The organism is Nocardioides sp. Z22_16, from assembly GCF_058134365.1.
The window spans coordinates 107,038-131,213 of the sequence record NZ_JBYTTI010000002.1 but is presented as its reverse complement, the minus strand read 5'-3'; the positions used below and the strand labels follow the sequence as shown (position 1 = coordinate 131,213).

Below are 24,176 nucleotides of genomic sequence, written 5' to 3'. Positions count from 1 at the left end.
GAGGGAATGGGTACTGGCCCGGCACCAGCAGACCGGCGCACCCCTCGGGAGGACCCATGCCAGGATCAGCACGCACCCTCGTCACCGCCGTCGGGGCGCTCGCCCTCGGCGCCTCCGTCCTGGTCTCGGCGGGGCCGGCCCAGGCCGCCGCGGCGGCCGCCGGTCCCCGGGACGACACCAAGGTGCCCACGGCGGTGGGCCGGGGTGGAGCGGTCAGCACCGTGGACCCCGAGGCCACCCGCGCCGGTCTCCAGGTGCTGCGGGCCGGGGGCAACGCGGTGGACGCCGCGGTCGCCGCGGCCGCCGCCCTCGGCGTCACCGAGCCCTACAGCGCCGGCATCGGAGGCGGCGGGTACTTCGTGCTCTACGAGGCGGCGACCGGCAAGGTGCGCACCCTGGACGGGCGCGAGACCGCACCGCGCAAGATGCGGCGCGACGCCTTCATCGACCCGGCCACCGGGAAGCCGTACAACTTCACCCCCGAGCTGGTCACCAGCGGCGTCAGCGTCGGGGTACCCGGCACCCTGGCGACCTGGGACAAGGCGCTGCGCACGTGGGGCACCTGGAAGCTGGACGAGGCCCTGGCCCCGGCCACGAAGATCGCCCGCCGGGGGTTCAAGGTCGACGAGACCTTCCGTCAGCAGACCCTGGACAACGCCGAGCGGTTCCGCGCGACCAAGGAGTCCAGGCGGCTCTGGCTGCCCAGCGGTGACGCTCCCCGGGTCGGCTCCGTCTTCCGCAACCGCGACCTCGCCGACACCTACGACCTGATCGCCCGCAAGGGCGTCCGCGCCTTCTACGACGGCCCCCTCGCCAAGCAGATCGTCCGGGCGGTCCGCAAGCCCGACCGGACCAGGGGGACCGCCCTCCCGGTCCCGGCCGGCGCGCTCGACCGCAAGGACCTGCGCGGCTACCAGGTGGCGAAGCAGCGGTCGACCAAGGTCGACTACCGCGGGTACGAGGTCTACGGGATGGCGCCCTCCTCCTCGGGCGGCTCCACGGTCGGTGAGGCGCTCAACATCCTGGAGCGCTACGACCTCCGGTCGATGTCGGTCACCGACGCGCTGCACCACTACCTGGAGGCCAGCGCCCTGGCGTTCGCCGACCGCAACAAGTACGTCGGGGACCCCGCCTTCGTCGACGTCCCGCTGCGCGACCTGCTCAGCGACACCTTCGCAGCCGAGCGGGCGTGCGCCATCACCCCGGGCAAGGCGCTGGCCAAGCCCACCGCGCCCGGCAGTGTCACCGACTACGACGGGGTCTGCGCCGCTGCGCCGGACGCCGGCGAGGACGCGGCCGACACCGAGAACATCTCCACCACCAACCTCACCGTCGCCGACCGGTGGGGCAACGTCGTGGAGTACACACTGACCATCGAGCAGACCGGCGGCTCCGGCATCACCGTGCCCGGCCGCGGCTTCCTGCTCAACAACGAGCTGACCGACTTCTCCACCGTCTACGACGCCGCCGACCCCAACCGGATCCAGCCCGGCAAGCGGCCGCGGTCCTCGATGTCGCCGACGATCGTCCTCAAGGACGGCAAGCCGTTCCTCGCGCTGGGCTCCCCCGGCGGGTCCACGATCATCACCACCGTGCTGCAGATGCTGGTGAACCGGATCGACCTGGGGATGACCATCGAGCAGGCGATCGCCGCACCGAGGGCGACCCAGCGCAACGGGGCCAGCACCACCGCGGAGCCGGAGTTCATCACCGCCTACGGAGCGGGGCTGACCGCCTACGGGCACACGCTGGTGGCGGCGGGTGACGCCTTCACCAGTCAGGCCGAGATCGGCGCCGCCACGGCGATCGAGTTCTCCGGACGCCGGCTGACCGCGGTCTCCGAGCCGGTCCGCCGCGGCGGCGGCGCGGCCGCGGTCGTCACCCCGCGCGGGAGGCCCTGACACCGGGCCCGCTCAGACCCTGATCGCGGCCGGCAGCCCGTCCCCGAAGACCTCGGGGACGGGCGGGAACGACTCGGCCCGCCCCACGGCCCACCGGGCGGCGCTCCACGCCACGGCGCAGGCGTCCAGCAGGTCGTCCACGGCGTACCCCGGCCCCGGGGCGAGCCAGGGCAGCGGGAACCCGGCGGCGCGCAGCGCGTCGCTCCGGGCCTGCTGCCCCTCCGGAGTCCGCTTCGGCGCCGGCACCGGAGCCCCGGCGAGCCGGGCGAAGGAGAGCTCGGGGTGGACCTCCACGACCTGCACCGGCGGGCGGGCGCGCACGTACCCGTCGACGTCGAGGATCCGCTCCCGCAGCGCCCACGCCTGGGCCGAGGCGCTCTGCCCGCCCGTCGCGGCGACGTTGGCCGCCCGCGCCTCGGCGTAGGTGGCCGCCTCGTAGGCCGCCCGGGTCAGGGTGGTGAAGACCGAGCTCGCCCTCCCCGGCAGCTCGCGCCGGGCCAGGACGTCGGCCTGCCGGCGTCCCTCGTCGGGCAGCCCGATCGGGATGTCGACGCCGACCACCTGGACGGGCTCGGCCTCGCGGGCCAGCTCCACCAGCGTCGCCAGGGCCGGGGCGGCCAGCACCCGGCTCCGGCCGCCGGCGAGCAGCACCCCCACCCAGCCGCCCTTCCCGGCGTCGATCCCGAGCACCGGCGGCGCGTCCGCGGGCAGGGCCGTCGCGAGGGCCGGCCCCGCCGCGAACCGCTCGGCGAGCGCCGCCAGCTCTCCGGAGACGTCGACCCCGGCCTCGTCCGCGACCGCGGCGAGCTCGGCCAGCAGCCGCTCGGCCTGCCGCGCCCACCCGGCCCGCTCACCCATGGTCGCCATCCTGCCAGCCGCGGCCGGCAGCCGGACGCACGAGGGCCGGACCCCGCCGTAGCGGGATCCGGCCCTCGTGGTGTCGCGGGGTGACTAGTTCTGGTACGACCCGAAGTCGAAGTCGTCCAGCGCCACGGCCTGGCCGGAGCCCTGGCCGAAGTCGTAGTCGTAGGAGTCGTAGCCGGTGACGGAGTACGCCGCGGCGCGGGCCTCCTCGGTCGGCTCCACCCGGACGTTGCGGTACCGCTCGAGGCCGGTACCCGCCGGGATCAGCTTTCCGATGATCACGTTCTCCTTCAGGCCGAGCAGCGAGTCCGAGCGCCCGTGGATCGCGGCGTCGGTGAGCACCCGGGTGGTCTCCTGGAACGAGGCCGCGGAGAGCCACGACTCGGTCGCCAGCGAGGCCTTGGTGATCCCCATCAGCTCGGCACGACCCGAGGCCGGCGTACCGCCCTCGGAGACGACCCGACGGTTCTCCTCCTCGAAGCGCGACCGGTCGACCAGGTCGGAGGGCAGCAGGTTGGTGTCGCCCGACTCGATGACCGTCACGCGGCGCAGCATCTGCCGCACGATGATCTCGATGTGCTTGTCGTGGATCGACACACCCTGGCTGCGGTAGACCTCCTGCACCTCGTCGACGAGGTGCTGCTGCGCCCGGCGGATGCCGAGGATCCGCAGCACCTCCTTCGGGTCGGGGGTACCGACCGTGAGCTGCTGGCCGACCTGGATGCTCTCGCCGTCGGCCACGTTGAGGCGCGACCGCTTGGAGACCGGGTACTCGACGACCTCGGAGCCGTCGTCGGGCGTGATGATGACCTTGCGCGCCTTGTCGGTCTCCTCGATCTCGACCCGACCGGCGACCTCGGAGATCGGCGACAGACCCTTGGGCTGACGCGCCTCGAAGAGCTCGACCACGCGGGGCAGACCCTGCGTGATGTCGCTGGCCGAGGCCGACCCACCGGTGTGGAAGGTACGCATGGTCAGCTGCGTGCCGGGCTCACCGATCGACTGGGCGGCGATGATGCCGACCGCCTCACCGATGTCGACCAGCAGCCCGGTGGCCAGCGAGCGGCCGTAGCACTTGGCGCAGGTGCCGGTCTTGGCGTCGCAGGTGAGCACGGAGCGGACCTTGACCTCCTCGATGCCGGCGGCCACGAGCTCCGCGATCTTGACGTCACCCAGGTCCTCACCGGCGACGGCGAGCACCTCCCCGGTCTCGGGGTGGGCGATGTCGACCGCCGCCGAGCGCGCGTACGCCGCGGTCTCGGAGTGCGGGTGCTTGACGACCGTGCCGTCCTCGCGACGCTCACCGATCTGCTTGGGCAGACCGCGCTCGGTGCCACAGTCCTCCTCGCGGATGATGACGTCCTGCGAGACGTCCACCAGACGACGGGTCAGGTAGCCCGAGTCGGCGGTACGCAGCGCGGTGTCGGCCAGACCCTTGCGGGCACCGTGGGTGGCGATGAAGTACTCCAGGACGGTCAGGCCCTCCCGGAAGTTCGACTTGATCGGCCGGGGGATGATCTCGCCCTTCGGGTTGGCCACCAGTCCTCGCATGGCCGCCACCTGACGGATCTGGTTCATGTTCCCCGAGGCGCCCGAGTCGACCATCATGAAGATCGGGTTGGCCCGGTCGAAGGTCTTCTCCATGGCGCGCCCGACCTCGGCCGCGGCCTGGGTCCAGATCTCGATGAGCTCCTGGCGGCGCTCCTCGTCGGTGACCAGACCACGCTCGAACTGGGTCTGCACCTTGGCGGCCTGGGTCTCGTAGCCCGAGAGGATCTGGGCCTTCTCCGGCGGCGTGGTGACGTCGTCGATGGAGACCGTGACACCCGAGCGGGTGGCCCAGTGGAAGCCGGCGTCCTTCAGGGCGTCCAGGGACGCCGCGACCTCGACCTTGGTGTAGCGCTCCGCCAGGTCGTTGACGATCTGGCCGAGAGCCTTCTTGCCCACCTCGTAGTTGACGAAGGGGTAGTCGGCGGGCAGGCAGTCGTTGAAGATCGTCCGGCCCAGGGTGGTCTCGAAGAGGACCGGCTGGCCGGGCTCGAGGTCGGCAGCACCCTCGAGGTCCAGCGGCGCGACGATGTCGTCGAGCCGGATCCGGACCTTGCTCTGCAGCGAGATCTCACCGCGGTCGAAGGCCATGATGGCCTCGGCCTGCGAGGAGAAGACGCGGCCGGCGCCCTTCTGGTCCTCACGGTCGGTGGTGAGGAAGAAGAGCCCGATGATCATGTCCTGGGTCGGCATGGTGACCGGCCGGCCGTCGGAGGGCTTGAGGATGTTGTTGGTCGAGAGCATCAGGATCCGCGCCTCGGCCTGGGCCTCGGCCGACAGCGGCAGGTGCACCGCCATCTGGTCACCGTCGAAGTCGGCGTTGAACGCGCTGCAGACGAGCGGGTGGATCTGGATGGCCTTGCCCTCGATCAGCTGGGGCTCGAAGGCCTGGATGCCCAGACGGTGCAGGGTGGGTGCACGGTTGAGCAGCACCGGGTGCTCGGTGATGACCTCTTCCAGCACGTCCCACACCACCGGGCGGGCCCGCTCGACCATCCGCTTGGCGGACTTGATGTTCTGGGCGTGGCTGAGGTCGACGAGCCGCTTCATCACGAAGGGCTTGAAGAGCTCGAGCGCCATCTGCTTGGGCAGACCGCACTGGTGCAGCTTGAGCTGCGGACCCGACACGATGACCGAACGGCCCGAGTAGTCCACGCGCTTGCCGAGCAGGTTCTGACGGAAGCGACCCTGCTTGCCCTTGAGCATGTCCGAGAGCGACTTCAGCGGCCGGTTGCCCGGTCCGGTGACGGGGCGACCACGACGGCCGTTGTCGAACAGCGAGTCGACGGCCTCCTGGAGCATCCGCTTCTCGTTGTTGACGATGATCTCCGGCGCACCGAGGTCGAGCAGCCGCTTGAGCCGGTTGTTCCGGTTGATCACCCGGCGGTAGAGGTCGTTGAGGTCGGAGGTCGCGAAGCGGCCACCGTCCAGCTGGACCATCGGGCGCAGGTCCGGCGGGATGACCGGGACGGCGTCGAGCACCATGCCGATCGGCTGGTTGCCGGTCTTGCGGAAGGCGTCGACGACCTTGAGGCGCTTGAGGGCACGGACCTTGCGCTGGCCCTTGCCGTTGGCGATGGTGTCGCGCAGCGACTCCACCTCGGCCTCGATGTCGAAGTCCTGGAGGCGCTTCTGGATCGCCGTGGCGCCCATGTAGCCCTCGAAGTACTTGCCGAACCAGTTCTTCATCTCGCGGTAGAGGATCTCGTCGCCGAGCAGGTCCTGGACCTTGAGCGACTTGAAGGTCGACCAGATCTCCTCGAGACGGGCCAGCTCGCTGTCCGCGCGCTTGCGGATCGCGGCCATCTCGCGCTCGGCGCCGTCCTTGACCTTGCGGCGCTGGTCGGCCTTGGCACCCTCGGCCTCGAGAGCCTCGAGGTCCTCCTCGAGCTTCTTGGCCCGCTCGTCCACCATCGAGTCGCGGCGCTTCTCCAGGCGCTCGCGCTCCAGGCCGACCTTGTTCTCCAGGGTCTCCATGTCGCGGTGGCGCGCGTCCTCGTCGACCGAGGTGATCATGTAGGCGGCGAAGTAGATGACCTTCTCGAGGTCCTTCGGCGCCAGGTCGAGCAGGTAGCCCAGGCGCGAGGGCACGCCCTTGAAGTACCAGATGTGGGTGACCGGGGCGGCGAGCTCGATGTGGCCCATCCGCTCACGGCGCACCTTGGAGCGGGTGACCTCGACGCCACACCGCTCGCAGATGATGCCCTTGAAGCGCACGCGCTTGTACTTGCCGCAGTAGCACTCCCAGTCCCGGGTGGGACCGAAGATCTTCTCGCAGAAGAGGCCGTCACGCTCGGGCTTGAGCGTGCGGTAGTTGATGGTCTCCGGCTTCTTGACCTCACCGTGGCTCCACGTGCGGATGTCATCCGCGGTGGCCAGGCCGATCCGAAGCTGGTCGAAGAAGTTCACGTCGAGCACGTTGGCTTCAATTCCTTCGTTAGTTCTCTTTGAATCAAGACGGTGACTGAGGAGGGCGGCGCGTCCGTCGGACGCGCCGCCTCACGACTCAGACTTCTTCGACGGAGCTGGGCTCGCGACGGGACAGGTCGATGCCGAGTTCCTCGGCCGCGCGGAAGACGTCTTCCTCGGCGTCCTTCATCTCGATGGTGGAGCCGTCCTGCGACAGCACCTCCACGTTGAGGCAGAGGGACTGCATCTCCTTGATGAGCACCTTGAACGACTCGGGGATACCGGAGTCGGGGATGTTCTCACCCTTCACGATGGCTTCGTAGACCTTGACGCGACCGGGCACGTCGTCGGACTTGATCGTCAGCAGCTCCTGCAGGGCGTAGGCGGCGCCGTACGCCTCCATCGCCCAGACCTCCATCTCACCGAAGCGCTGGCCACCGAACTGGGCCTTACCGCCGAGCGGCTGCTGGGTGATCATGGAGTACGGACCGGTCGAGCGCGCGTGGATCTTGTCGTCGACCAGGTGGTGGAGCTTGAGGATGTACATGTAGCCGACCGAGACCGGGTCCGGGAACGGCTCGCCGGAGCGGCCGTCGAACAGGTTGGCCTTGCCGGTCTCGTCGATCAGCCGCACGCCGTCACGGTTGGGCAGCGTGGCGCCCAGCAAGCCGGTGATCTCGTCCTCACGGGCACCGTCGAAGACCGGGGTCGCCACCTTGGTGCCGGCCTCGCTCTTCTCGGCGTGGATCGACATGAGCCGGTCCTGCCACTCCGCGGAGCCGCGGTCGGCGTGCAGGTCGAGGTCCCAGCCCTGCTTGGCCAGCCAGCCCAGGTGGAGCTCGAGGATCTGGCCGATGTTCATCCGTCGCGGCACACCCAGCGGGTTGAGCACGACGTCGACGGCGGTGCCGTCCTCCATGAACGGCATGTCCTCGACGGGCAGGATCTTGGCGATGACGCCCTTGTTGCCGTGGCGGCCGGCCAGCTTGTCGCCGACCGAGATCTTCCGCTTCTGGGCCACGTAGACGCGGACCAGCTGGTTGACGCCGGGCGGCAGCTCGTCGCCGTCCTCGCGGTCGAAGACCCGGACGCCGATGACGGTGCCGGACTCGCCGTGCGGCACCTTCATCGAGGTGTCGCGCACCTCGCGCGCCTTCTCGCCGAAGATCGCCCGGAGCAGCCGCTCCTCCGGGGTCAGCTCGGTCTCGCCCTTGGGGGTCACCTTGCCGACCAGGATGTCACCGGTGGTGACCTCCGCGCCGATCCGGATGATGCCCCGCTCGTCGAGGTCGGCCAGACCTTCCTCGGAGATGTTCGGGATGTCCCGGGTGATCTCCTCGGGGCCGAGCTTGGTGTCGCGGGCGTCGACCTCGTGCTCCTCGATGTGGATCGAGGTGAGCACGTCCTCCTGCACCAGGCGCTGGCTGAGGATGATCGCGTCCTCGTAGTTGTGGCCCTGCCACGGCATGAAGGCGACGAGCAGGTTGGTGCCCAGCGCCATCTCGGCGTTGTCGGTGCACGGACCGTCGGCGATCGGCGAGCCGACCTCGACCCGGTCACCCTCGACGACCAGCGGGCGCTGGTTGATGCAGGTGCCCTGGTTGGACCGCTTGAACTTCGCCATCCGGTAGGTCTGGTAGGTGCCGTCGTCGTTCATCGTCTCGATGGCGTCGGCGGAGACTCCCTTGACCACACCGGCCTTCTCGGCCACGACCACGTCACCGGCGTCGACCGCGGCGCGGTACTCCATGCCGGTGCCGACCAGCGGGCTGTCGCTGCGGATCAGCGGCACGGCCTGGCGCTGCATGTTGGCACCCATGAGCGCGCGGTTGGCGTCGTCGTGCTCCAGGAAGGGGATCAGCGCGGTGGCGACCGAGACCATCTGGCGGGGCGAGACGTCCATGTAGTCCACGTCGGCGGGGAGGATCTCGGAGACCTCGCCGTCCTTCTGCCGGACCAGCACGCGCTCCTCGAGGAACCGGTTGTCGGCGTCCAGGCGCGCGTTGGCCTGGGCGATGACGTAGCGGTCCTCGTCGTCGGCGGTGAGGTAGTCGATCTGGTCGGTCACCACACCGTTCTCGACCTTGCGGTACGGCGTCTCCACGAAGCCGAACGGGTTGATCCGCCCGTAGGACGCCAGCGAGCCGATCAGGCCGATGTTGGGGCCTTCCGGGGTCTCGATGGGGCACATGCGGCCGTAGTGCGAGGTGTGGACGTCACGGACCTCCATGCCCGCGCGGTCACGGGAGAGACCGCCGGGACCCAGCGCCGAGAGGCGGCGCTTGTGGGTCAGGCCCGCGATCGGGTTGGTCTGGTCCATGAACTGCGAGAGCTGCGAGGTCCCGAAGAACTCCTTCAGCGCCGCGACGACCGGACGGATGTTGATCAGCGACTGAGGCGTGATGGCCTCGACGTCCTGGGTGGTCATCCGCTCCCGGACCACGCGCTCCATCCGGGCGAGCCCGGTGCGCAGCTGGTTCTGGATCAGCTCGCCCACCGTGCGCATCCGGCGGTTGCCGAAGTGGTCGATGTCGTCGGCGTAGACCTTGACCGGCTTGTCGTCGCTGCCGATGACGACCGCGCCCGAGGGGTCGACCAGGTCGACCGGGTCCTGCGGGGCGCCGCTGGCGTGCAGCTGCACGATGTAGCGGATCGCGTTGACGACGTCGTTGATGGTCAGCGTCTGCTGGTCGAAGGCCTCGTGCAGACCGAGCTTCTTGTTGATCTTGTAGCGACCGACCTTGGCCAGGTCGTAGCGCTTGGGGTTGAAGTAGTAGTTCTTCAACAGCGTCAGCGCGGCCTCGCGCGTGGGCGGCTCGCCGGGCCGCAGCTTGCGGTAGATGTCGAGGAGGGCGTCGTCCGGGCCCTGGGTGTTGTCCTTCTCCTCGGTGAGCTGGATCGACTCGTACTGACGCAGCTCGGCCATCACCGACTCGTAGTCGTAGGGCTCACCCTCGTAGCCCTCCTCCTGGGCCAGCGCCTGCAGCGCCTTGAGGAGGACCGTGACGTTCTGCTTGCGCTTGCGGTCGAGGCGGACGCCGACCAGGTCGCGCTTGTCGATCTCGAACTCCAGCCAGGCACCGCGCGAGGGGATGACCTTGGCCGTGTAGATGTCCTTGTCGGACGTCTTGTCGGCGGTGCGCTCGAAGTAGGCGCCGGGCGACCGGACCAGCTGCGAGACGACGACGCGCTCGGTGCCGTTGATGATGAAGGTGCCCTTGCGGGTCATCATCGGGAACTCGCCCATGAAGACGGTCTGGGCCTTGATCTCGCCCGTGGTGTTGTTCATGAACTCGGCCGAGACGTAGAGGGGCCGGGAGTAGGTGAAGTCCTTCTCCTTGCACTCCTCCTCGGTGTACTTGGGGTCCACGAAGACGGGGTTCTCGAAGGACAGCGACATAGTGTCGTTGAAGTCCTCGATGGGAGAGATCTCCTCGAAGATCTCCTGGAGGCCCGACTTCTCCGAGACGTCGTCGCCGGCGGCGCGGCGGGCGGCGACGGTCTCCTCCCACTTCTCGTCACCGATCAGCCAGTGGAAGCTGTCGGTCTGGAGAGCCAGGAGGGGAGGAACCTCGAGAGGCTCCTTGATCTTTGCGAAAGAGATGCGGCGGGGGTTTCCAGCAGAGCTGCGCGCGGCCAAGATGCGTCCTTCGAATCATCGCTGAAGGTGAAGTGGCGTCACCCACCACTACATCACCCGTCCGGTCAGGGTGAGAGCATATGAGGGCAGACGCAACTCATGATGCTAGCGCAGAGACGCACGCAGGACAAACCCCCGATGGGGGTCCAGGAATCCCGTGCGGTTGCGAAGATGATGGCTCCCCTGGCCCGGAAGGTCAAGCGGCGCGGCCGCGCGGCTCCGGAGGAAGCTCCCGGGGAGGCAGGGAAAGCACAGAGGCGGCCACCCCGTGGGGTGGCCGCCTCGGCGGTGTTGCTGCCCCCGAGGGGGCGTGGGTCACTTGAGGGTGACGGTGGCGCCGGCGCCCTCGAGGGACTCCTTGGCCTTCTCCGCGGCAGCCTTGTCGACCTTCTCCAGGATCGCCTTGGGGGCACCCTCGACGAGGTCCTTGGCCTCCTTCAGACCGAGGGAGGTCAGGGCGCGCACCTCCTTGATGACGTTGATCTTCTTGTCACCAGCGGCCTCGAGGATGACGTCGAACTCGTCCTGCTCGGCGGCGGCCTCGCCACCGGCGGCGCCACCGGCGGCCGGGGCAGCGGCAACGGCGACGGGGGCGGCGGCGGTCACGCCGAAGGTGTCCTCGAACTCCTTCACGAACTCGGAGAGCTCGATGAGGGTCATCTCCTTGAACGCGTCGAGGAGGTCAGCGGTGCTGAGCTTCGCCATGGTTGGCGTTTCCTTCCATTCGGTGGGCGGTCCGGGGTGCCGGGCCGTCCGAGGGTTTCAGGTGGTGGTGGTGTGACGCCCTCAGGCGTCGGTGGCCTCGGTCGCCTCGTCGGACGACTCGGCAGCGGCCTCCTCGGCAGCGGGAGCTGCGGCCTCGTCGGCAGCGGCCTCCGGGGCCGGCGTACCGGCACCACCTGCGAGGATCGAGGGGTCCTGCTCCGCCTTCGCCTGCAGGGCGCCGGCGAGCCGGGCAGCCTGTGCGAGCGGGGCGTTGAGCAGGTAGACGGCCTGGGACAGCGAGGCGAGCATCGCGCCCGCCATCTTGCCCAGGAGCACCTCGCGCGACTCGAGGTCGGCCAGCTTGGCCACCTCTGCCGCGTCCATGGTGTTGCCGTCCAGGACACCACCCTTGATCACAAGGGCGGGGTTCGCCTTGGCAAAGTCACGCAGACCCTTGGCCGCCTCCACGACGTCACCGCTGATGAAGGCGATGGCGGTGGGGCCGGTCAACAGGTCGTCGAAGCCTTCGATGCCCGCCTCATTGGCGGCCAGCTTGGCCAGCGTGTTCTTGACCACGGCGTAGTTGGCGTTCTCGCCGAGGGAGCGCCGCAGGTCCTGCAGCTGCTTCACGGTGAGACCGCGGTACTCGGTCAGCACAGCGCCGGCGGACTCGTTGAACGACTCAACGATCTCCGCGACGGCTGCTGTCTTCTCTGGCCGCGCCATGGGTCTCCTTCCGGACTACGTCGAAGACAGTCGGACGGCACCGGAAAGACGAACGCCCCGGGCGCAAGGCCCAGGGCGTGGAGCCCGGATCACTCCGGGGCGGCTCTGGAACCTGCGCTGGCCGTCCGCTTCGCGGAACCTTCGACCGAACTCCACGAGGGAGTGTCGGTCACCGGCGGTCTCTGGTTACGCCGACAACTGTAGGGGCTCCCCCGGCGGCGGCCAAATCGTCGTTCCCACCCTTTCGGACCCCTGCTGTGGTGAAATCCAGCACGTGGAATCGATGAACTCCCTCGACGAGGTCCTCGAGCGTGTCGACGCTCGGCTCCTCTCCCCCGGGGCGGACGTGCGCATCTGGTCCACCGGGTTCCCCCTCCTCGACGACGCCCTCGGCGGCGGCCTGCGTGCCGGCGCCCTCAACCTCCTCGCCGGCTCCCAGGGCGAGGGCAAGACGACGTTCGCGCTGCAGGTGGCCCGCCAGAGCGCCCGGCAGGGCCGCCCCGTCCTCTTCTTCTCCTACGAGCTCGAGGCGGAGGTGCTCCTGCAGAAGGTGATCGCCGCCGAGGCCGCCGACACCGGCGTCCCCGGGCCCATCTCGGTCTACCAGGTGCGGGCCGCCTTCGAGGACAGCGACGGGGTCGAGGGCGGGCTGCCGGAGCGGCTCGGCCGTTTCCCCGGCGGCCTGGACGCGCTCTCCACGGTGAGCGACTACGCCCCCCGGCTGATGATCCACCGCTCCACCACCACCCACACCAACCTCGAGGTCATCTCCGCCGCCGTCAAGGAGGTGCTGGCCGAGCACGGGGAGTCCCCGCTGGTGATCGTCGACTACCTGCAGAAGGTGCGGCCCGCGGTGGAGATGGAGGAGGAGCAGGCCATCACCCACGTCACCGAGCGGCTCAAGGACGTGGCCATCGAGTTCGACTGCCCGGTGCTGGCCATCTCGGCCTCCGACCGCGCCGGCCTCGAGCCGGGCATGAGGATGCGCGCCCGCAACATGAAGGGCTCCACCGCGCTGGCCTACGAGGCCGACGTGGTGCTCATCCTCGCCAACAAGGCCGACATCGTCGCCCGTCACCACCTGATGTACGCCGCCAACAACGGCGGTCACTTCAAGGAGTGGTCGGTGCTCACCGTGGAGAAGAACCGCTCCGGCCGGACGGGTGCCGAGATCGAGTTCAAGAAGCACTTCGCCTACGGGCGCTTCGTCGCCGAGGGCGAGGTCGTCACCGAGAAGCTGGTCGACGAGCGCGTCTTCGTCGACTGATCCCCGGGGCGGGGCGGACCAGCCGCACCGGGGACGCGACAGGGCCGGCCACCCCTCGGGGCGGCCGGCCCTGTCTGCCGTGCTGGTGGGTCAGGCGATCAGGCCTGGCCCTCCTCCTCGGAGGCGACGTTCTTGGTGCGGGTCGGGTCGATCTGGATGCCGGGGCCCATCGTCGTGGAGACCGTCACCTTGCGGAGGTAGCGGCCCTTGGAGCTGGCGGGCTTGAGCCGCAGCACCTCCTCGAGCGCCGCGGCGTAGTTCTCCGCGAGCTGGACCTCGGAGAAGGACGCCTTGCCGATGATGAAGTGCAGGTTGGCGTGACGGTCCACGCGGAACTCGATCTTGCCGCCCTTGATCTCGGTGACGGCCTTGGCCACGTCCGGGGTCACGGTGCCGGTCTTCGGGTTCGGCATCAGGCTGCGCGGACCGAGCACCCGGCCCAGGCGGCCGACCTTGCCCATCATGTCCGGGGTCGCGACGACGGCGTCGAAGTCGAGCCAGCCGCCGTTCACCTTCTCGATCAGCTCGTCGCCGCCGACGAAGTCGGCGCCGGCCTCACGGGCGGCGTCGGCCTTCTCGGCGTTCGCGAAGACGAGGACGCGGGCGGTCTTGCCGGTGCCGTGGGGCAGGTTGACGGTGCCGCGCACCATCTGGTCCGCCTTGCGGGGGTCGACACCGAGACGCATCACGACGTCCAGGGTCTCGTCGAACTTCTTCTTGCTGTTGTCCTTGGCGATCTTGATCGCGGTGAGCGGGGCGTAGAGCTCGTCCTTGTCGAACTTCTCCGCCGCCGCGCGGTAGGTCTTGCTGCGCTGCATGTCTGGTACTCGTTTCTCTCCAGTGTGGTCGGTGAGCCAGCGCGGCTCTGCCACGGGGTGTCGATCAGGTGGGCCGTGCGGGGATCAGTCGGTGGTGACGCCCATGGAGCGGGCGGTCCCCTCGACGATCTTCATGGCGGCCTCGATGTCGTTGGCGTTGAGGTCCGGCAGCTTGGTCTGCGCGATCTCGCGGACCTGGTCCTTGGTCAGCTTGCCGACCTTCTCCTTGTCGGGCACGCCGGAGCCCTTGGCCAGACCGGCGGCCTTCTTGATCAGCTCGGCGGCCGGCGGGGTCTTGGTGATGAACGTGAACGAGCGGTCCTCGTAGATGGTGATCTCGACGGGGATGACGTTGCCGCGCATGGACTCGGTCTGGGCGTTGTACGCCTTGCAGAAGTCCATGATGTTCACGCCGTGGGGGCCGAGCGCGGTACCCACCGGCGGCGCCGGGGTCGCGGAGCCGGCCTGCAGCTGCACCTTGACCAGGGCAGCGATCTTCTTCTTGGGGGGCATCTCTAGGTGCTTCCTTCGATTCGTACGTCGTGGTCTTCTCGAGCCGGGCACGATCCCGGCTCTGCCACCTCAGGTGTTGCTGCGCTGGTGCTTCAGACCCGCTGGATCTGGCTGAAGCTCAGCTCGACCGGAGTCTCCCGGCCGAAGATCTCGACGAGGGCCTTGACCCTCTGCGACTCGGCGTTGATCTCGGTGATCGTCGCGTGCAGCGTGGCGAACGGACCGTCGACCACCATGACGGAGTCGTCGACGTCGAAGTCGGCCACCTCGACCGGCTTCTTCGACGCCGAGGGGGTGCCCCCGGACTTGACGCTCGCGGCCTCGGCCTCGGCCTCGGCGACCGCCACGGCGCTCGGCGCCAGCATCGACTCGACCTCGCTCATCGAGAGCGGGACGGGGTTGTGGCTGTGGCCGACGAAGCCGGTCACCGACGGCGTGTGGCGCACGGCCGACCAGGACTCGTCGGTGAGGTCCATCCGGACCAGGACGTAGCCGGGCAGGACGGTGCGGGTGACCATCTTGCGCTGGCCGTTCTTGATCTCGGCGACCTCTTCGGTCGGCACGACGATCTCGTGGATGTACTCACCCATGTCGAGGGCCTGGATGCGGTTCTCCAGGTTGGCCTTGACCCGCTTCTCCATGCCGGAGTAGGTGTGCACCACGAACCAGTCGCCGGGCTTGGCCCACAGCTCGCGGCGGAAGTTCTCCAGCGGGTCGTCGTCGGCGGGCTCGTCGGACTGCTCGGCGGAGTCGTCGTCCGTCTCCGCGTCCTCGGTCCCGGCGTCCTGGGCCTCGAGGTCGGCGTCGTCGGTCTCGGTGTGCTCGGTCTCGGTGGGCTCGGTCGCCTCGATGTCGGCCTGCTCGGCCTCGGTCGAGTCGTTCTGCTCAGACACGTGCTGCTCCGTCACTTGGGATTCCGTTGCTTCTCGCTGGACTTGCGTGGGCCCCGGGGCTCCGGGGAACCGGTCACAACTTGCTGTCGCCGGTGAAGATCTCGAAGACCAGCTTGCCGAACGCGAGGTCGAGACCTGCGATCAGCGTCATCATCACCAGCACGAAGACCATCACCACGATGAAGTAGGTGACGAGCTGCGACTGGGTGGGCCACACGACCTTGCGGAGCTCGGCGATCACCTGCCGGATGAAGGTCACCGGGTCGGTGCGGGTGCTGCCCGTGTCCTTGTCGGGGCCCTTGCCACCGCGTGGCTCGGGAGCCGCCTTCGTGTCAGACACGTTCGGGCCTCCATCGGAATGTGTGACGAGTTCTGCTGCAGACGTGGTGCGCCTTGCAGGGCACGAGGGACTTGAACCCCCAACCTTCGGTTTTGGAGACCGATGCTCTGCCAGTTGAGCTAGTGCCCTCCGGGTCGCTCCCCGGCGCCGACCCACCGTGGAGGGCAGGCCGAAGCATGTGGAGAAACCACCAGACGAGGAGTGTACGGGGCGTCGGAGCTCTCGTCCAAACGCCTACCATGGCCGCATGAGTGAGTCTCCCACCTCGACCCCGTCCTCCGACAACCCCCGCGCGCGGCGCGTCTCCCGCAGGATCGGCGCCATCGCCGAGTCCGCGACCCTCAAGGTCGACGCGAAGGCGAAGGCGCTCAAGGCGCAGGGTCGTCCGGTGATCGGCTTCGGTGCCGGGGAGCCGGACTTCGCCACCCCCGACTACATCGTCGACGCCGCCGCCGAGGCGTGCCGCGACCCGCGCAACCACCGCTACACGCCCGCCGGCGGCCTGCCGGAGCTGAAGCAGGCGATCGTGGAGAAGACCCGCCGCGACAGCGGCTACGAGGTCACCCCGGCCCAGGTCCTGGTGACCAACGGAGGCAAGCAGGCGATCTACGAGGCCTTCGCGGCGATGCTCGACCCGGGCGACGAGGTGATCGTCCCGGCGCCGTACTGGACGACGTACCCCGAGGCCATCGCGCTCGCGGGCGGCGTGGCCGTCGAGGTGCTGGCCGACGAGACGCAGGACTACAAGGTCACCGTGGAGCAGCTGGAGGCGGCCCGCACCGAGCGCACCAAGGTGCTGCTCTTCGTCTCCCCGTCCAACCCGACCGGAGCGGTCTACACGAGCGACGAGATCCGGGCGATCGGCCGCTGGGTCGAGGACAACGACCTGTGGGTGCTCACCGACGAGATCTACGAGCACCTGGTCTACGACGACGTCGAGACCGGGTCGATGCCGGTGCTGTGCCCGTTCCTCGCCGACAACTGCGTCGTCGTCAACGGGGTCGCCAAGACCTACGCGATGACCGGCTGGCGGGTGGGCTGGATCCTCGGCCCCGAGGACCTCGTCAAGGCGGCCGGCAACCTGCAGTCGCACGCCACCTCCAACGTCGCCAACGTCTCCCAGCGCGCGGCGCTGGCCGCCATCAGCGGCGACCTGTCCGCGGTGGAGGAGATGAAGGTCGCCTTCGACCGGCGCCGCCGCAAGATCGTGGAGATGCTCAACGAGATCGAGGGCGTCTACTGCCCGACGCCGAAGGGGGCCTTCTACGCCTACCCCTCGGTCAAGGGGCTGCTCGGTCGTGAGCACGGGGGCGTGCGGATCGAGACCTCCGCCGAGCTCGCCGAGTACATCCTCGAGAAGGCCGAGGTCGCCGTGGTGCCGGGCGAGGCGTTCGGCTCCTCGGGCTACCTCCGCTTCTCCTACGCCCTGGGCGACGAGGACCTCATCGAGGGCGTCTCCCGGATCCAGAAGCTGTTCTCCTGACCTCCGGGGCCAGCCGGGTGAGGCGCGATCTGCTGACGCTGCCGAAGGCGCACCTGCACCTGCACTTCACCGGCTCGATGCGGCACGCCACGCTGCTCGAGCTGGCGGAGCGCGACGGCATCGCGCTGCCCGACTCGCTGGTCTCGGAGTGGCCGCCGCAGCTCTCCGCGGCGGACGAGAAGGGCTGGTTCCGCTTCCAGCGCCTCTACGACGTCGCCCGCTCGGTGCTGCGCACCGAGGGCGACGTCCGGCGCCTGGTGCGGGAGGCGGCCGAGGACGACGTCCGCGACGGCGGCCGGTGGCTGGAGATCCAGGTCGACCCGAGCGGGTACGCCGCGCGGTTCGGCGGCATCACCGCCTTCACCGACCTGGTGCTGGACGCCGTGGCGGACGCCTCGGCGCGCACCGGGCTGGGCATGGCGGTGGTGATCGCCGCCAACCGGACCCGGCACCCGATGGACGCCCGCACCCTGGCCCGGCTCGCGGCGCAGTACGCCGGGCGGGGTGTGGTCGGCTTCGGCCTCTCCAACGACGAGCGCCGGGGGCTGACCCACGAGTTCGCGCACGCGTTCTCCATCGCCGAGCGCGCCGGGCTCCTGCTCGTGCCGCACGGCGGCGAGCTGCGCGGCCCCGAGCACATCCGGGTCTGCCTCGACGAGCTGCACGCCGACCGGCTGGGCCACGGCGTGCGTGCGGCCGAGGACCCGCGCCTGCTGGAGCGGATCGTGGCGAGCGGGACCGCGCTGGAGGTCTGCCCGGTCTCCAACGTCGCCCTGGGCGTCTACTCCGACCTCACCTCGGTCCCCCTCCCCCAGCTGATGGCCGCCGGCGCCACCGTCGCCCTCGGCGCGGACGACCCGCTGCTCTTCGGGTCGCAGCTGGCCGGGCAGTACGCCACCATGCGGGCTGCCCACGAGCTCACCGACGAGCAGCTCGCCGAGCTGGCCAGGATGTCGATCCGCGCCTCCCGGGCGCCGTCGGACCTGCGCACCCGGGTGCTGGCCGAGATCGACGCCTGGCTCTCAGAGTGAGGCGCCCACCAGCACCGGCTCGTTGACCAGGCGCACGCCGTAGGCCCGCTCGACCCCGTCGCGGACCTCGCGGGCCAGGGCGAGCAGGTCGGCCGTGGTCGCTCCGCCCCGGTTGGTCAGCGCCAGCGTGTGCTTGGTGGAGAGGCTGACCGGGGCGCCCAGGCTGTGCCCCTTGGCGAAGCCGGCGTGCTCGATGAGCCAGGCGGCACTGGTCTTGACCCGGCCGTCGGGCTGCGGGAAGCGCGGCGCCCCGGGCGGCAGGGCGGCCGCCTGCTCGGCGCTGAGCAGCGGGTTGGTGAAGAACGAGCCGGCGCTCCAGGTGTCGTGGTCGGCGTCGTCGAGGACCATCCCCTTGCCGCGGCGCAGCGCGAGGACGGTCCGGCGCACCGCGTCCAGGGGGGCGCGCTCGCCCACCTCCACGCCGAGGGCGCGGGCGAGCTCGGCGTACCCGACCGGGGCCGACAGCGACCCGAGCGGCAGCTGGAAGGTCACCTCGAGCACGACGTACCGCTCCGGCTCTGCCTTGAAGCGGCTGTCGCGGTAGGCGAAGCCGCAGTCGGCGGCGGCGAAGGTGCGCTGGCGCCGCTCGACGCGGTCCCAGGTCCGCACCGAGGCGATCGTCTGGGAGACCTCCTGGCCGTAGGCGCCCACGTTCTGCACCGGGGAGGCACCCACCGAGCCGGGGATGCCCGAGAGCGCCTCCACGCCGCTCCAGCCCTGGGCGACGGCCCGGGCGACGAAGCCGTCCCACGACTCCCCCGCCGCCACCCTGACCAGGACGCCGCCGCAGGCCGCCGCGTCGCCCTCGACGTCGGCGACGACGCCGGAGGTCGCGATCTTGACCACGCGGCCCGCGAACCCCGCATCGGCGACCACCAGGTTGGAGCCGCCCGCGAGCAGCAGCACCGGGACGCCCGCGGCGTCGGCGTCGGCGACCGCCCCGACCAGCTCGGCCTCGGTGGTGGCGACGAGCAGCTCGTCGGCGGGCCCGCCGAGCCGCAGCGTGGTGTGGTCGCGCAGCAGGGGCCGCGGCGCGGGCTCAGCCAACGGGTGCCAGCCTCACCACGGCGCGGGGCATGCCCAGCACCTTCTGCCCCGCGCTGGTCACCTCGAGCGCCAGGGTGACGGACGCGGAGCCGTCGGCCTCCGGCACGACCTCCTTGACGGTGCCGGCCACCCGTACCTCGACCCCGGCGTCGGCCGGGACGACCACCGGGTTGGTGAACTTGCAGCCCAGCTGACGCACCTCGCCACCGCCGGTCCACTCCCGCACCGCGCGGCCGACCAGCGCCATCGTGTACATGCCGTGGGCGATCACCCCGGGGAGGCCGACGGAGCGAGCGACCGCCTCGTCCTGGTGGATCGGGTTGTGGTCGCCGCTGGCCGCGGCGTAGCGGAGCAGGTCGTCCCGGACGAGGGTGTAGGTCTGCGGCTCCAGCGCCTGCCCGGCGGTCAGCGTGCTCACGACTCCTCCTCGCCCCGGTGGACCAGGGTGGCGTGCGCGGTGCAGACCAGGGTGCCGTCGGCGTCGGCGAGCGCACTGGTGGTGCCGATGATGTCGTTGCCGCCGATGTGGCGCAGCGAGCTGACCGTCAGGGTGGCGGTGAGGGTGTCACCCACCAGCACGGGCCGCTCGTAGGCGAACCGCTGCTCCCCGTGGACGACGCGGTGCAGCGCCAGGCCCTCGGCGTCCAGGAAGTCCTGCATGGCGTCGAAGGCGAGGACGATGGGGAAGGTCACCGGCGCCGGGCCGCCGTCGTAGGCCCCGCCGGTGGCCGCGGCGAAGGCGGAGACCGCCTCGCGGGTCACCACGTAGGGGGCGGTGGGCGGGAAGCTGCGTCCCACCAGGGACTGGTCGAGGGGCATGGCAGCCAAAATAGCGAGCGACCCGCCGGGTGAGACCGGGCGGGTCGGCGACGCGCGGCGTCGAGACGCTGGAGAGCGAGCCGTCAGCGGGTCTCGCGGTGCGCGGTGTGCGTGCGGCAGCGCGGGCAGAACTTCTTCATCTCCATACGGTCGGGGTCGTTCCGACGGTTCTTCTTGGTGATGTAGTTGCGCTCCTTGCAGTCCACGCACGCAAGCGTGATCTTGGGGCGAACGTCAGAGCTCTTGCTGGCCACGGGAAGTCCTTCGTCGAATGCTTGGTGTGATGCGGTACCGGCTGGTCCGGCGTGGTGCTTCGTCCAGGGGGTCGTTCTCGTAGCGAGGGCGGGACTCGAACCCGCGACACCACGATTATGAGTCGTGTGCTCTAACCACCTGAGCTACCCCGCCACCGGGGAGGCACCGCACTCAAGAGTACGGGACCCGTCCCAGAGCCCCTTTACGGAATCGAACCGTAGACCTTCTCCTTACCATGGAGACGCTCTGCCGACTGAGCTAAAGGGGCAACGACGGAAGAGAATACACACGCCTGAGCCGGGCGTGAAATCGGCCCCTCAGTCCTGGATCCGCGGCCATGGCTGGGCCTCCTCCAGGGAGTACGCCAGGTCGAGGAGAAGGGCCTCCTGACCCTTGCCCGCGGCCAGCTGCATGCCGTGCGGAAGTCCCGCGGCGGTGGTCGCCAGCGGCAGGCTCACGGCCGGCTCGCCGGTGGCGTTCTGCAGGGGCGTGAAGGCGACCCAGTCCATGAGCCGGTCGATGACCTCCTCGTAGTCCCGGGTCGGGTCGAGGTGCCCCACGCGCGGGGTCTCGGTGGCCAGCGTCGGGGTGAGGGTCACGTCGTACCGCTCGTAGTGCTTGCGAGAGATCAGCTGCGAGCCCGCCATGGTCGCCATCGCCACCGGCAGCTTGTGCAGGTTGCGCCGGCAGTGCCGGGCGAGGCCGAGGGTGAGGTTGTCCAGGTTGGCCGGGCTCCAGGAGTCGCCGTGGGTGGAGCGGCCGGTGCGCACCAGGAACATCGAGAGCATCGACCAGTAGAGCAGGAAGTGGTCGGCGAACCAGTCCGGGACCGGGGGGTCGATCTGCTCGACCTGGTGGCCGAGCTCTTCGAGCAGGGCGGCGGTCTTCAGGGTGAGCTCCCGCACCTCCGGCGACGCGCTGCGTCCCACCCCCTCGGTGACGACCGCGACCCGCAGCCGCCGGCCCGACGGCCCCCTCACGTCGCCCACCGGCGGGAGGGCCGGGTTGCGGTAGATGCGCTCGGACTCGCGCAGGAAGGCGGCCGTGTCACGCACCGTGCGGGTCAGCACGCCGTCGGCGACGATCCGCACCGGCATGCTGCGGTTGAGCTTGTCCTGGGGAACCCGGTCGCGGGTGGGCTTGAGGCCGACCAGCCCGTTGACGGCCGCCGGGATGCGGATCGACCCTCCCCCGTCGTTGGCGTGGGCCAGGGGCACGGCCCCGGCGGCGACCAGCGCGGCCGAGCCCGCGGAGGAGGCTCCGGCGTAGTGGTCGTGGTGCCAGGGGCTCCGCACCGGGCCGAGCCGCGGGTGGTCGACCGCGCCGGAGAACCCGAACTCCGAGAGCCGGGACTTGCCGAGCGGGATGACGCCGGTGGCCAGGAACATCCGCGCGAAGTCGCCGTCCCGGGTGGCAGCCGGGGAGACGAAGGCGTCGGTGCCGTGCTGGGTCGGGACGCCGGCCACGTCGGCGTTGTCCTTGATGACGGTCGGGATCCCCGAGAAGTAGCCGCCGCGCGGGTCCCGCGCCCGGTGCCGCGCCAGGTCGAACATCTCCACCGCGAGGGTGCCGAGGTGCTCGTCCACCTCGAGGGTCCGGGCGATCGACGCCTCGACCAGCTCGACGGGCGAGACCTCGCCCCGGTGCAGCATCTCGACCAGGCCGACGGCGTCGTGGTCGAGCAAAGCGTCCTCGGCGTAGGCATGGCGTCGCGTCATGCGACCGGACAGTAACCTGCGTCACCACGCGAGTCGAGGACACGTCGCCATCGCGTCACAGGGCCGCCGTTCCCTCCGGTCCGACGAGCACGTACCTGCCGTGCGGACTGCGCCAGAGCCATCGGGCTCGGCCCACCTGCCAGACCCCACCCCGGGCGTGCGTCTTCCACCGGTGGTGCCGGCGCAGCAGCGGGTGCGCGTTGTGGGTGCCGGTCTGCCCCGGAGGCCCACCGCGCGACCAGGGCCGGACGTGGTCGAGGTCCACGTGGCGACTGGCCGAGCCTGACCACGGGAACCGGTCGCCACTGCCGGCGAGGAGCCAGACGCGCTCGCGCAGCCACTCCGGGTGCTCGTAGGCCGTGACCCGCACGTCCTCGGCCAGGTTGACCACGGGCTTGAGATCGACCCGTGCGTGCCGGAGGAGACCGGCGAGCTGAGCGACCAGCAGCGGTCCGTGCTCCTCCAGCCGGGCCACGGCCCGGTCGGCGTCGGCGAGCGCATCAGCGGTCACGTGGACGTAGAGGCAGGCTCGGGGGCGCAGGCGGGTGGGGTCGATCGATCGCAGGGCGGCCAGCAGGTCGGCGGGGAACGCCGTGGTGCGGGACGTTGGCGGGTCCGGGTCCGGGTCCGGGTCCGGGTCGCCGGGGTCCGCTCCCTCGGCGTGCTCCAGGAGGAGCCGCAGGAGCTCGGCGGGCCGAGCCAGCCAGCCGAACGCCTCGGAGCGCAGCACGTCGCCCGTCGGCTGCTCGCGAGGCGGCACACCGGATGCGTGCAACCGCTCGCGGAGGATCTCGGCGACCCGCGCGACCATCGCGTCCACGTAGACCGCGTCGCCTGCCTCGACCCGGGCGATCACGTGCCTCAGACCGACTTCGTCGGTGCGGGAGAGGGTGACGTGCCGCCGTCCTCGCTCGACCGCCACCCGGTGCGCGTGGGCCTCGGGGTCCGCCTCGATCACCTTGGCCCTCGCCAGCTCCAGCACCCGACTGGGCGCCTCTCCCGCGATGGCCTGGGCGACGGCCGCGTCGACGACGCGGACGTCGCCCAGCGCCACCGCGCGGCTGAGCACAGCGACCTTCCGGGCCACCCAGGGCTCCGCCTCGAGCGCCTCGACGACGGCCCAGACCCGGGGCAGGCGGTGCTGCAGGTCGAGCACGTCGGCGATGGCGGCGCGGGCGGTCGCCCAGCCGACCTGGCGGACCAGTGCCAGCTCGCCCGGACAGAGGTCGCGGACCCACGGAGTCCCCTCGCCGCCGAAGGGGACGAGCCGCTCGGCGGGCGACGCCGTGGGATCCTCGCGCGGGTCGGTGCCGTGCAGCACCGCCCACTGGCCGGCCAGCCGCAGCTCGGCGACCTCGGCCGCGCGGCGCTCACGGAACATCCGGGCGGACTCCGCCAGCACGCCGACAGCGTCCAGCTCGTCGACGCGCTCGGAGAGGAGCATCGACTCGGTCGCGGGCGGCGGCACCATGGTCCATTCTCTCTCGAACACACATTCGGATACCACGCCAAGATCAGCATCCGGACGCCGGGTGGACACCCCCGGCTGCGACCATGGCGTCGTGCAGACCCAGCCCGGCTACGACGCCCTCGCGAGCGCGTACGACGAGACGTTCCCGACCGGCTACGCCACACCCTTGGAGCGGCACGTCGTGGCCCTCTTCGCCGACGAGCTCCGGTCCGACGGGCCGGGAGGACCGGTCGCGGACGTGGGGTGCGGTGCGGGACACATCACCCACGACCTCGCCACGCGCGGGCTGGAGGTGCTGGGGGTCGATCCCTCGACCGGCATGCTCGACCTCGCACGTCGGCGCTACCCGCAGCTGCCGTGGCACCAGGACGACGCGGGCCTGGGGCGTCTGCCCAGGGACCTCGTCCCCCTCGCCGGGATCCTGGCTCGGTTCAGCCTGATCCACGTGGCCCCCGCGTCCGTGCCGGGAGTGCTGGCGGCGTGGGCCGCCCGGCTCCGGTCCGGCGCCCACGTCCTGGTCGCGTTCCAGGTCAGCGAGGACCCGGGGCGCCCCGTGCTCGAGTTCGACCACGCCGTCGCCAGGGCGTGGCGCTGGCACCCCGACGCGATGGCCTCGGCGCTGGCCGACGCCGGCCTTGCCGAGCGGTGGCGGGTGGTGGCCCAGCGCGACGACTCCTCCCGCTTTCCGACCTGTCACCTGGCGTGCGTGCGGGGGACGTGACGCCGAC

20 protein-coding genes and 3 tRNA genes are annotated in these 24,176 nt (G+C 70.5%); 5 read left to right on the top strand and 18 right to left on the bottom strand.

Annotation, left to right across the window (positions count from 1 at the left end):
- Window positions 1–56 precede the first annotated feature (56 nt).
- Window positions 57–1,901 (top strand): gamma-glutamyltransferase, encoded by a 1,845-nt coding sequence (gene ggt, locus AC3X7R_RS04815; protein ID WP_489964429.1) that lies wholly within the window; start codon window positions 57–59, stop codon window positions 1,899–1,901.
- A 12-nt stretch (window positions 1,902–1,913) separates the two neighbouring features.
- Here ggt and AC3X7R_RS04810 read toward each other — a convergent pair whose 3' ends face one another.
- From AC3X7R_RS04810 to rplJ, 5 genes are all read right to left on the bottom strand, one after another.
- Window positions 1,914–2,759, bottom strand: coding sequence for a DUF429 domain-containing protein (locus AC3X7R_RS04810; protein ID WP_489964428.1), 846 nt, complete (start codon window positions 2,757–2,759; stop codon window positions 1,914–1,916).
- A 93-nt stretch (window positions 2,760–2,852) separates the two neighbouring features.
- On the bottom strand, window positions 2,853–6,731 hold the full coding sequence (locus AC3X7R_RS04805) for a DNA-directed RNA polymerase subunit beta' (protein WP_489964427.1): 3,879 nt from the start codon (window positions 6,729–6,731) through the stop codon (window positions 2,853–2,855).
- An 88-nt stretch (window positions 6,732–6,819) separates the two neighbouring features.
- On the bottom strand, window positions 6,820–10,365 hold the full coding sequence (gene rpoB, locus AC3X7R_RS04800; protein WP_489965130.1) for a DNA-directed RNA polymerase subunit beta: 3,546 nt from the start codon (window positions 10,363–10,365) through the stop codon (window positions 6,820–6,822).
- Between the two features lie 312 nt (window positions 10,366–10,677).
- A complete protein-coding gene (gene rplL / locus AC3X7R_RS04795) occupies window positions 10,678–11,067 on the bottom strand; it encodes a 50S ribosomal protein L7/L12 (RefSeq protein ID WP_489964426.1) in 390 nt (129 codons plus the stop codon).
- An 81-nt stretch (window positions 11,068–11,148) separates the two neighbouring features.
- Window positions 11,149–11,793, bottom strand: coding sequence for a 50S ribosomal protein L10 (rplJ, locus tag AC3X7R_RS04790; protein WP_489964425.1), 645 nt, complete (start codon window positions 11,791–11,793; stop codon window positions 11,149–11,151).
- Between the two features lie 283 nt (window positions 11,794–12,076).
- Between rplJ and AC3X7R_RS04785 the strand changes: the two genes are divergently transcribed.
- On the top strand, window positions 12,077–13,060 hold the full coding sequence (locus tag AC3X7R_RS04785; protein WP_489964424.1) for a DnaB-like helicase C-terminal domain-containing protein: 984 nt from the start codon (window positions 12,077–12,079) through the stop codon (window positions 13,058–13,060).
- Window positions 13,061–13,158: 98 nt separating this feature from the next.
- Here the strand turns inward: AC3X7R_RS04785 and rplA are convergent, their stop codons facing one another.
- The 5 genes from rplA to AC3X7R_RS04760 all read right to left on the bottom strand — a co-directional run bounded on the left by rplA (window position 13,159) and on the right by AC3X7R_RS04760 (window position 15,753).
- Window positions 13,159–13,878, bottom strand: coding sequence for a 50S ribosomal protein L1 (rplA, locus tag AC3X7R_RS04780; RefSeq protein WP_489964423.1), 720 nt, complete (start codon window positions 13,876–13,878; stop codon window positions 13,159–13,161).
- Window positions 13,879–13,962: 84 nt separating this feature from the next.
- Entirely contained in the window at window positions 13,963–14,391 is a 429-nt protein-coding gene (rplK, locus tag AC3X7R_RS04775; protein ID WP_489964422.1) for a 50S ribosomal protein L11, read from the bottom strand.
- 92 nt (window positions 14,392–14,483) lie between these two features.
- The gene (gene nusG, locus AC3X7R_RS04770) at window positions 14,484–15,284 is read right to left on the bottom strand and encodes a transcription termination/antitermination protein NusG (protein WP_489964421.1); all 801 of its coding nucleotides are present in this window, start codon (window positions 15,282–15,284) and stop codon (window positions 14,484–14,486) included.
- Between the two features lie 73 nt (window positions 15,285–15,357).
- Complete coding sequence (gene secE / locus AC3X7R_RS04765) at window positions 15,358–15,624, bottom strand: preprotein translocase subunit SecE (protein WP_489964420.1); 267 nt, start codon at window positions 15,622–15,624, stop codon at window positions 15,358–15,360.
- A gap of 56 nt (window positions 15,625–15,680) precedes the next feature.
- Window positions 15,681–15,753 (bottom strand) — tRNA-Trp (locus AC3X7R_RS04760).
- Between the two features lie 118 nt (window positions 15,754–15,871).
- Here AC3X7R_RS04760 and AC3X7R_RS04755 point away from each other — a divergent pair.
- Both AC3X7R_RS04755 and AC3X7R_RS04750 read left to right on the top strand, forming a co-directional pair.
- Window positions 15,872–17,107, top strand: coding sequence for a pyridoxal phosphate-dependent aminotransferase (locus AC3X7R_RS04755; protein WP_489964419.1), 1,236 nt, complete (start codon window positions 15,872–15,874; stop codon window positions 17,105–17,107).
- A gap of 17 nt (window positions 17,108–17,124) precedes the next feature.
- On the top strand, window positions 17,125–18,138 hold the full coding sequence (locus AC3X7R_RS04750) for an adenosine deaminase (protein WP_489964418.1): 1,014 nt from the start codon (window positions 17,125–17,127) through the stop codon (window positions 18,136–18,138).
- Here the strand turns inward: AC3X7R_RS04750 and AC3X7R_RS04745 are convergent.
- The 8 genes from AC3X7R_RS04745 to AC3X7R_RS04710 all read right to left on the bottom strand — a co-directional run bounded on the left by AC3X7R_RS04745 (window position 18,130) and on the right by AC3X7R_RS04710 (window position 23,448).
- On the bottom strand, window positions 18,130–19,185 hold the full coding sequence (locus tag AC3X7R_RS04745; RefSeq protein WP_489964417.1) for a UDP-N-acetylmuramate dehydrogenase: 1,056 nt from the start codon (window positions 19,183–19,185) through the stop codon (window positions 18,130–18,132). The two genes, AC3X7R_RS04750 and AC3X7R_RS04745, sit on opposite strands and share 9 nt — an antisense overlap.
- Window positions 19,178–19,603 (bottom strand): MaoC/PaaZ C-terminal domain-containing protein, encoded by a 426-nt coding sequence (locus tag AC3X7R_RS04740; RefSeq protein WP_489964416.1) that lies wholly within the window; start codon window positions 19,601–19,603, stop codon window positions 19,178–19,180. Before AC3X7R_RS04740 ends, AC3X7R_RS04745 begins: the two co-directional genes overlap by 8 nt.
- Window positions 19,600–20,004 (bottom strand): FAS1-like dehydratase domain-containing protein, encoded by a 405-nt coding sequence (locus AC3X7R_RS04735; protein ID WP_489964415.1) that lies wholly within the window; start codon window positions 20,002–20,004, stop codon window positions 19,600–19,602. Before AC3X7R_RS04735 ends, AC3X7R_RS04740 begins: the two co-directional genes overlap by 4 nt.
- An 83-nt stretch (window positions 20,005–20,087) precedes the next feature.
- The gene (gene rpmG / locus AC3X7R_RS04730; protein ID WP_056682466.1) at window positions 20,088–20,258 is read right to left on the bottom strand and encodes a 50S ribosomal protein L33; all 171 of its coding nucleotides are present in this window, start codon (window positions 20,256–20,258) and stop codon (window positions 20,088–20,090) included.
- 80 nt (window positions 20,259–20,338) lie between these two features.
- Window positions 20,339–20,412 (bottom strand) — tRNA-Met (locus tag AC3X7R_RS04725).
- Between the two features lie 42 nt (window positions 20,413–20,454).
- Window positions 20,455–20,527: transfer RNA gene (locus AC3X7R_RS04720), tRNA-Thr, on the bottom strand.
- 49 nt (window positions 20,528–20,576) lie between these two features.
- Entirely contained in the window at window positions 20,577–21,977 is a 1,401-nt protein-coding gene (locus AC3X7R_RS04715; protein WP_489964414.1) for an amidase, read from the bottom strand.
- Window positions 21,978–22,032: 55 nt separating this feature from the next.
- Window positions 22,033–23,448 carry a hypothetical protein gene (locus AC3X7R_RS04710; RefSeq protein WP_489964413.1) on the bottom strand — a complete coding sequence of 472 codons (1,416 nt, stop codon included), beginning with the start codon at window positions 23,446–23,448 and terminating at the stop codon, window positions 22,033–22,035.
- 91 nt (window positions 23,449–23,539) lie between these two features.
- Here AC3X7R_RS04710 and AC3X7R_RS04705 point away from each other — a divergent pair, with 91 nt between their 5' ends.
- Entirely contained in the window at window positions 23,540–24,169 is a 630-nt protein-coding gene (locus AC3X7R_RS04705) for a class I SAM-dependent DNA methyltransferase (RefSeq protein ID WP_489964412.1), read from the top strand.
- The last annotated feature ends 7 nt before the right edge of the window (window positions 24,170–24,176 follow it).

Coding starts and splice junctions, on each gene's coding strand:
- AC3X7R_RS04755 (WP_489964419.1), top strand. CDS start 15,872: ATGAGTGAGTCTCCCACCTCGACCCCGTCCTCCGACAACCCCCGCGCG.
- AC3X7R_RS04715 (WP_489964414.1), bottom strand. CDS start 21,977: ATGACGCGACGCCATGCCTACGCCGAGGACGCTTTGCTCGACCACGAC.
- rplL (WP_489964426.1), bottom strand. CDS start 11,067: ATGGCGAAGCTCAGCACCGCTGACCTCCTCGACGCGTTCAAGGAGATG.
- AC3X7R_RS04710 (WP_489964413.1), bottom strand. CDS start 23,448: ATGGTGCCGCCGCCCGCGACCGAGTCGATGCTCCTCTCCGAGCGCGTC.
- AC3X7R_RS04735 (WP_489964415.1), bottom strand. CDS start 20,004: ATGCCCCTCGACCAGTCCCTGGTGGGACGCAGCTTCCCGCCCACCGCC.
- ggt (WP_489964429.1), top strand. CDS start 57: ATGCCAGGATCAGCACGCACCCTCGTCACCGCCGTCGGGGCGCTCGCC.
- rplJ (WP_489964425.1), bottom strand. CDS start 11,793: ATGGCGCGGCCAGAGAAGACAGCAGCCGTCGCGGAGATCGTTGAGTCG.
- rplK (WP_489964422.1), bottom strand. CDS start 14,391: ATGCCCCCCAAGAAGAAGATCGCTGCCCTGGTCAAGGTGCAGCTGCAG.
- AC3X7R_RS04785 (WP_489964424.1), top strand. CDS start 12,077: ATGAACTCCCTCGACGAGGTCCTCGAGCGTGTCGACGCTCGGCTCCTC.
- rplA (WP_489964423.1), bottom strand. CDS start 13,878: ATGCAGCGCAGCAAGACCTACCGCGCGGCGGCGGAGAAGTTCGACAAG.
- AC3X7R_RS04810 (WP_489964428.1), bottom strand. CDS start 2,759: ATGGGTGAGCGGGCCGGGTGGGCGCGGCAGGCCGAGCGGCTGCTGGCC.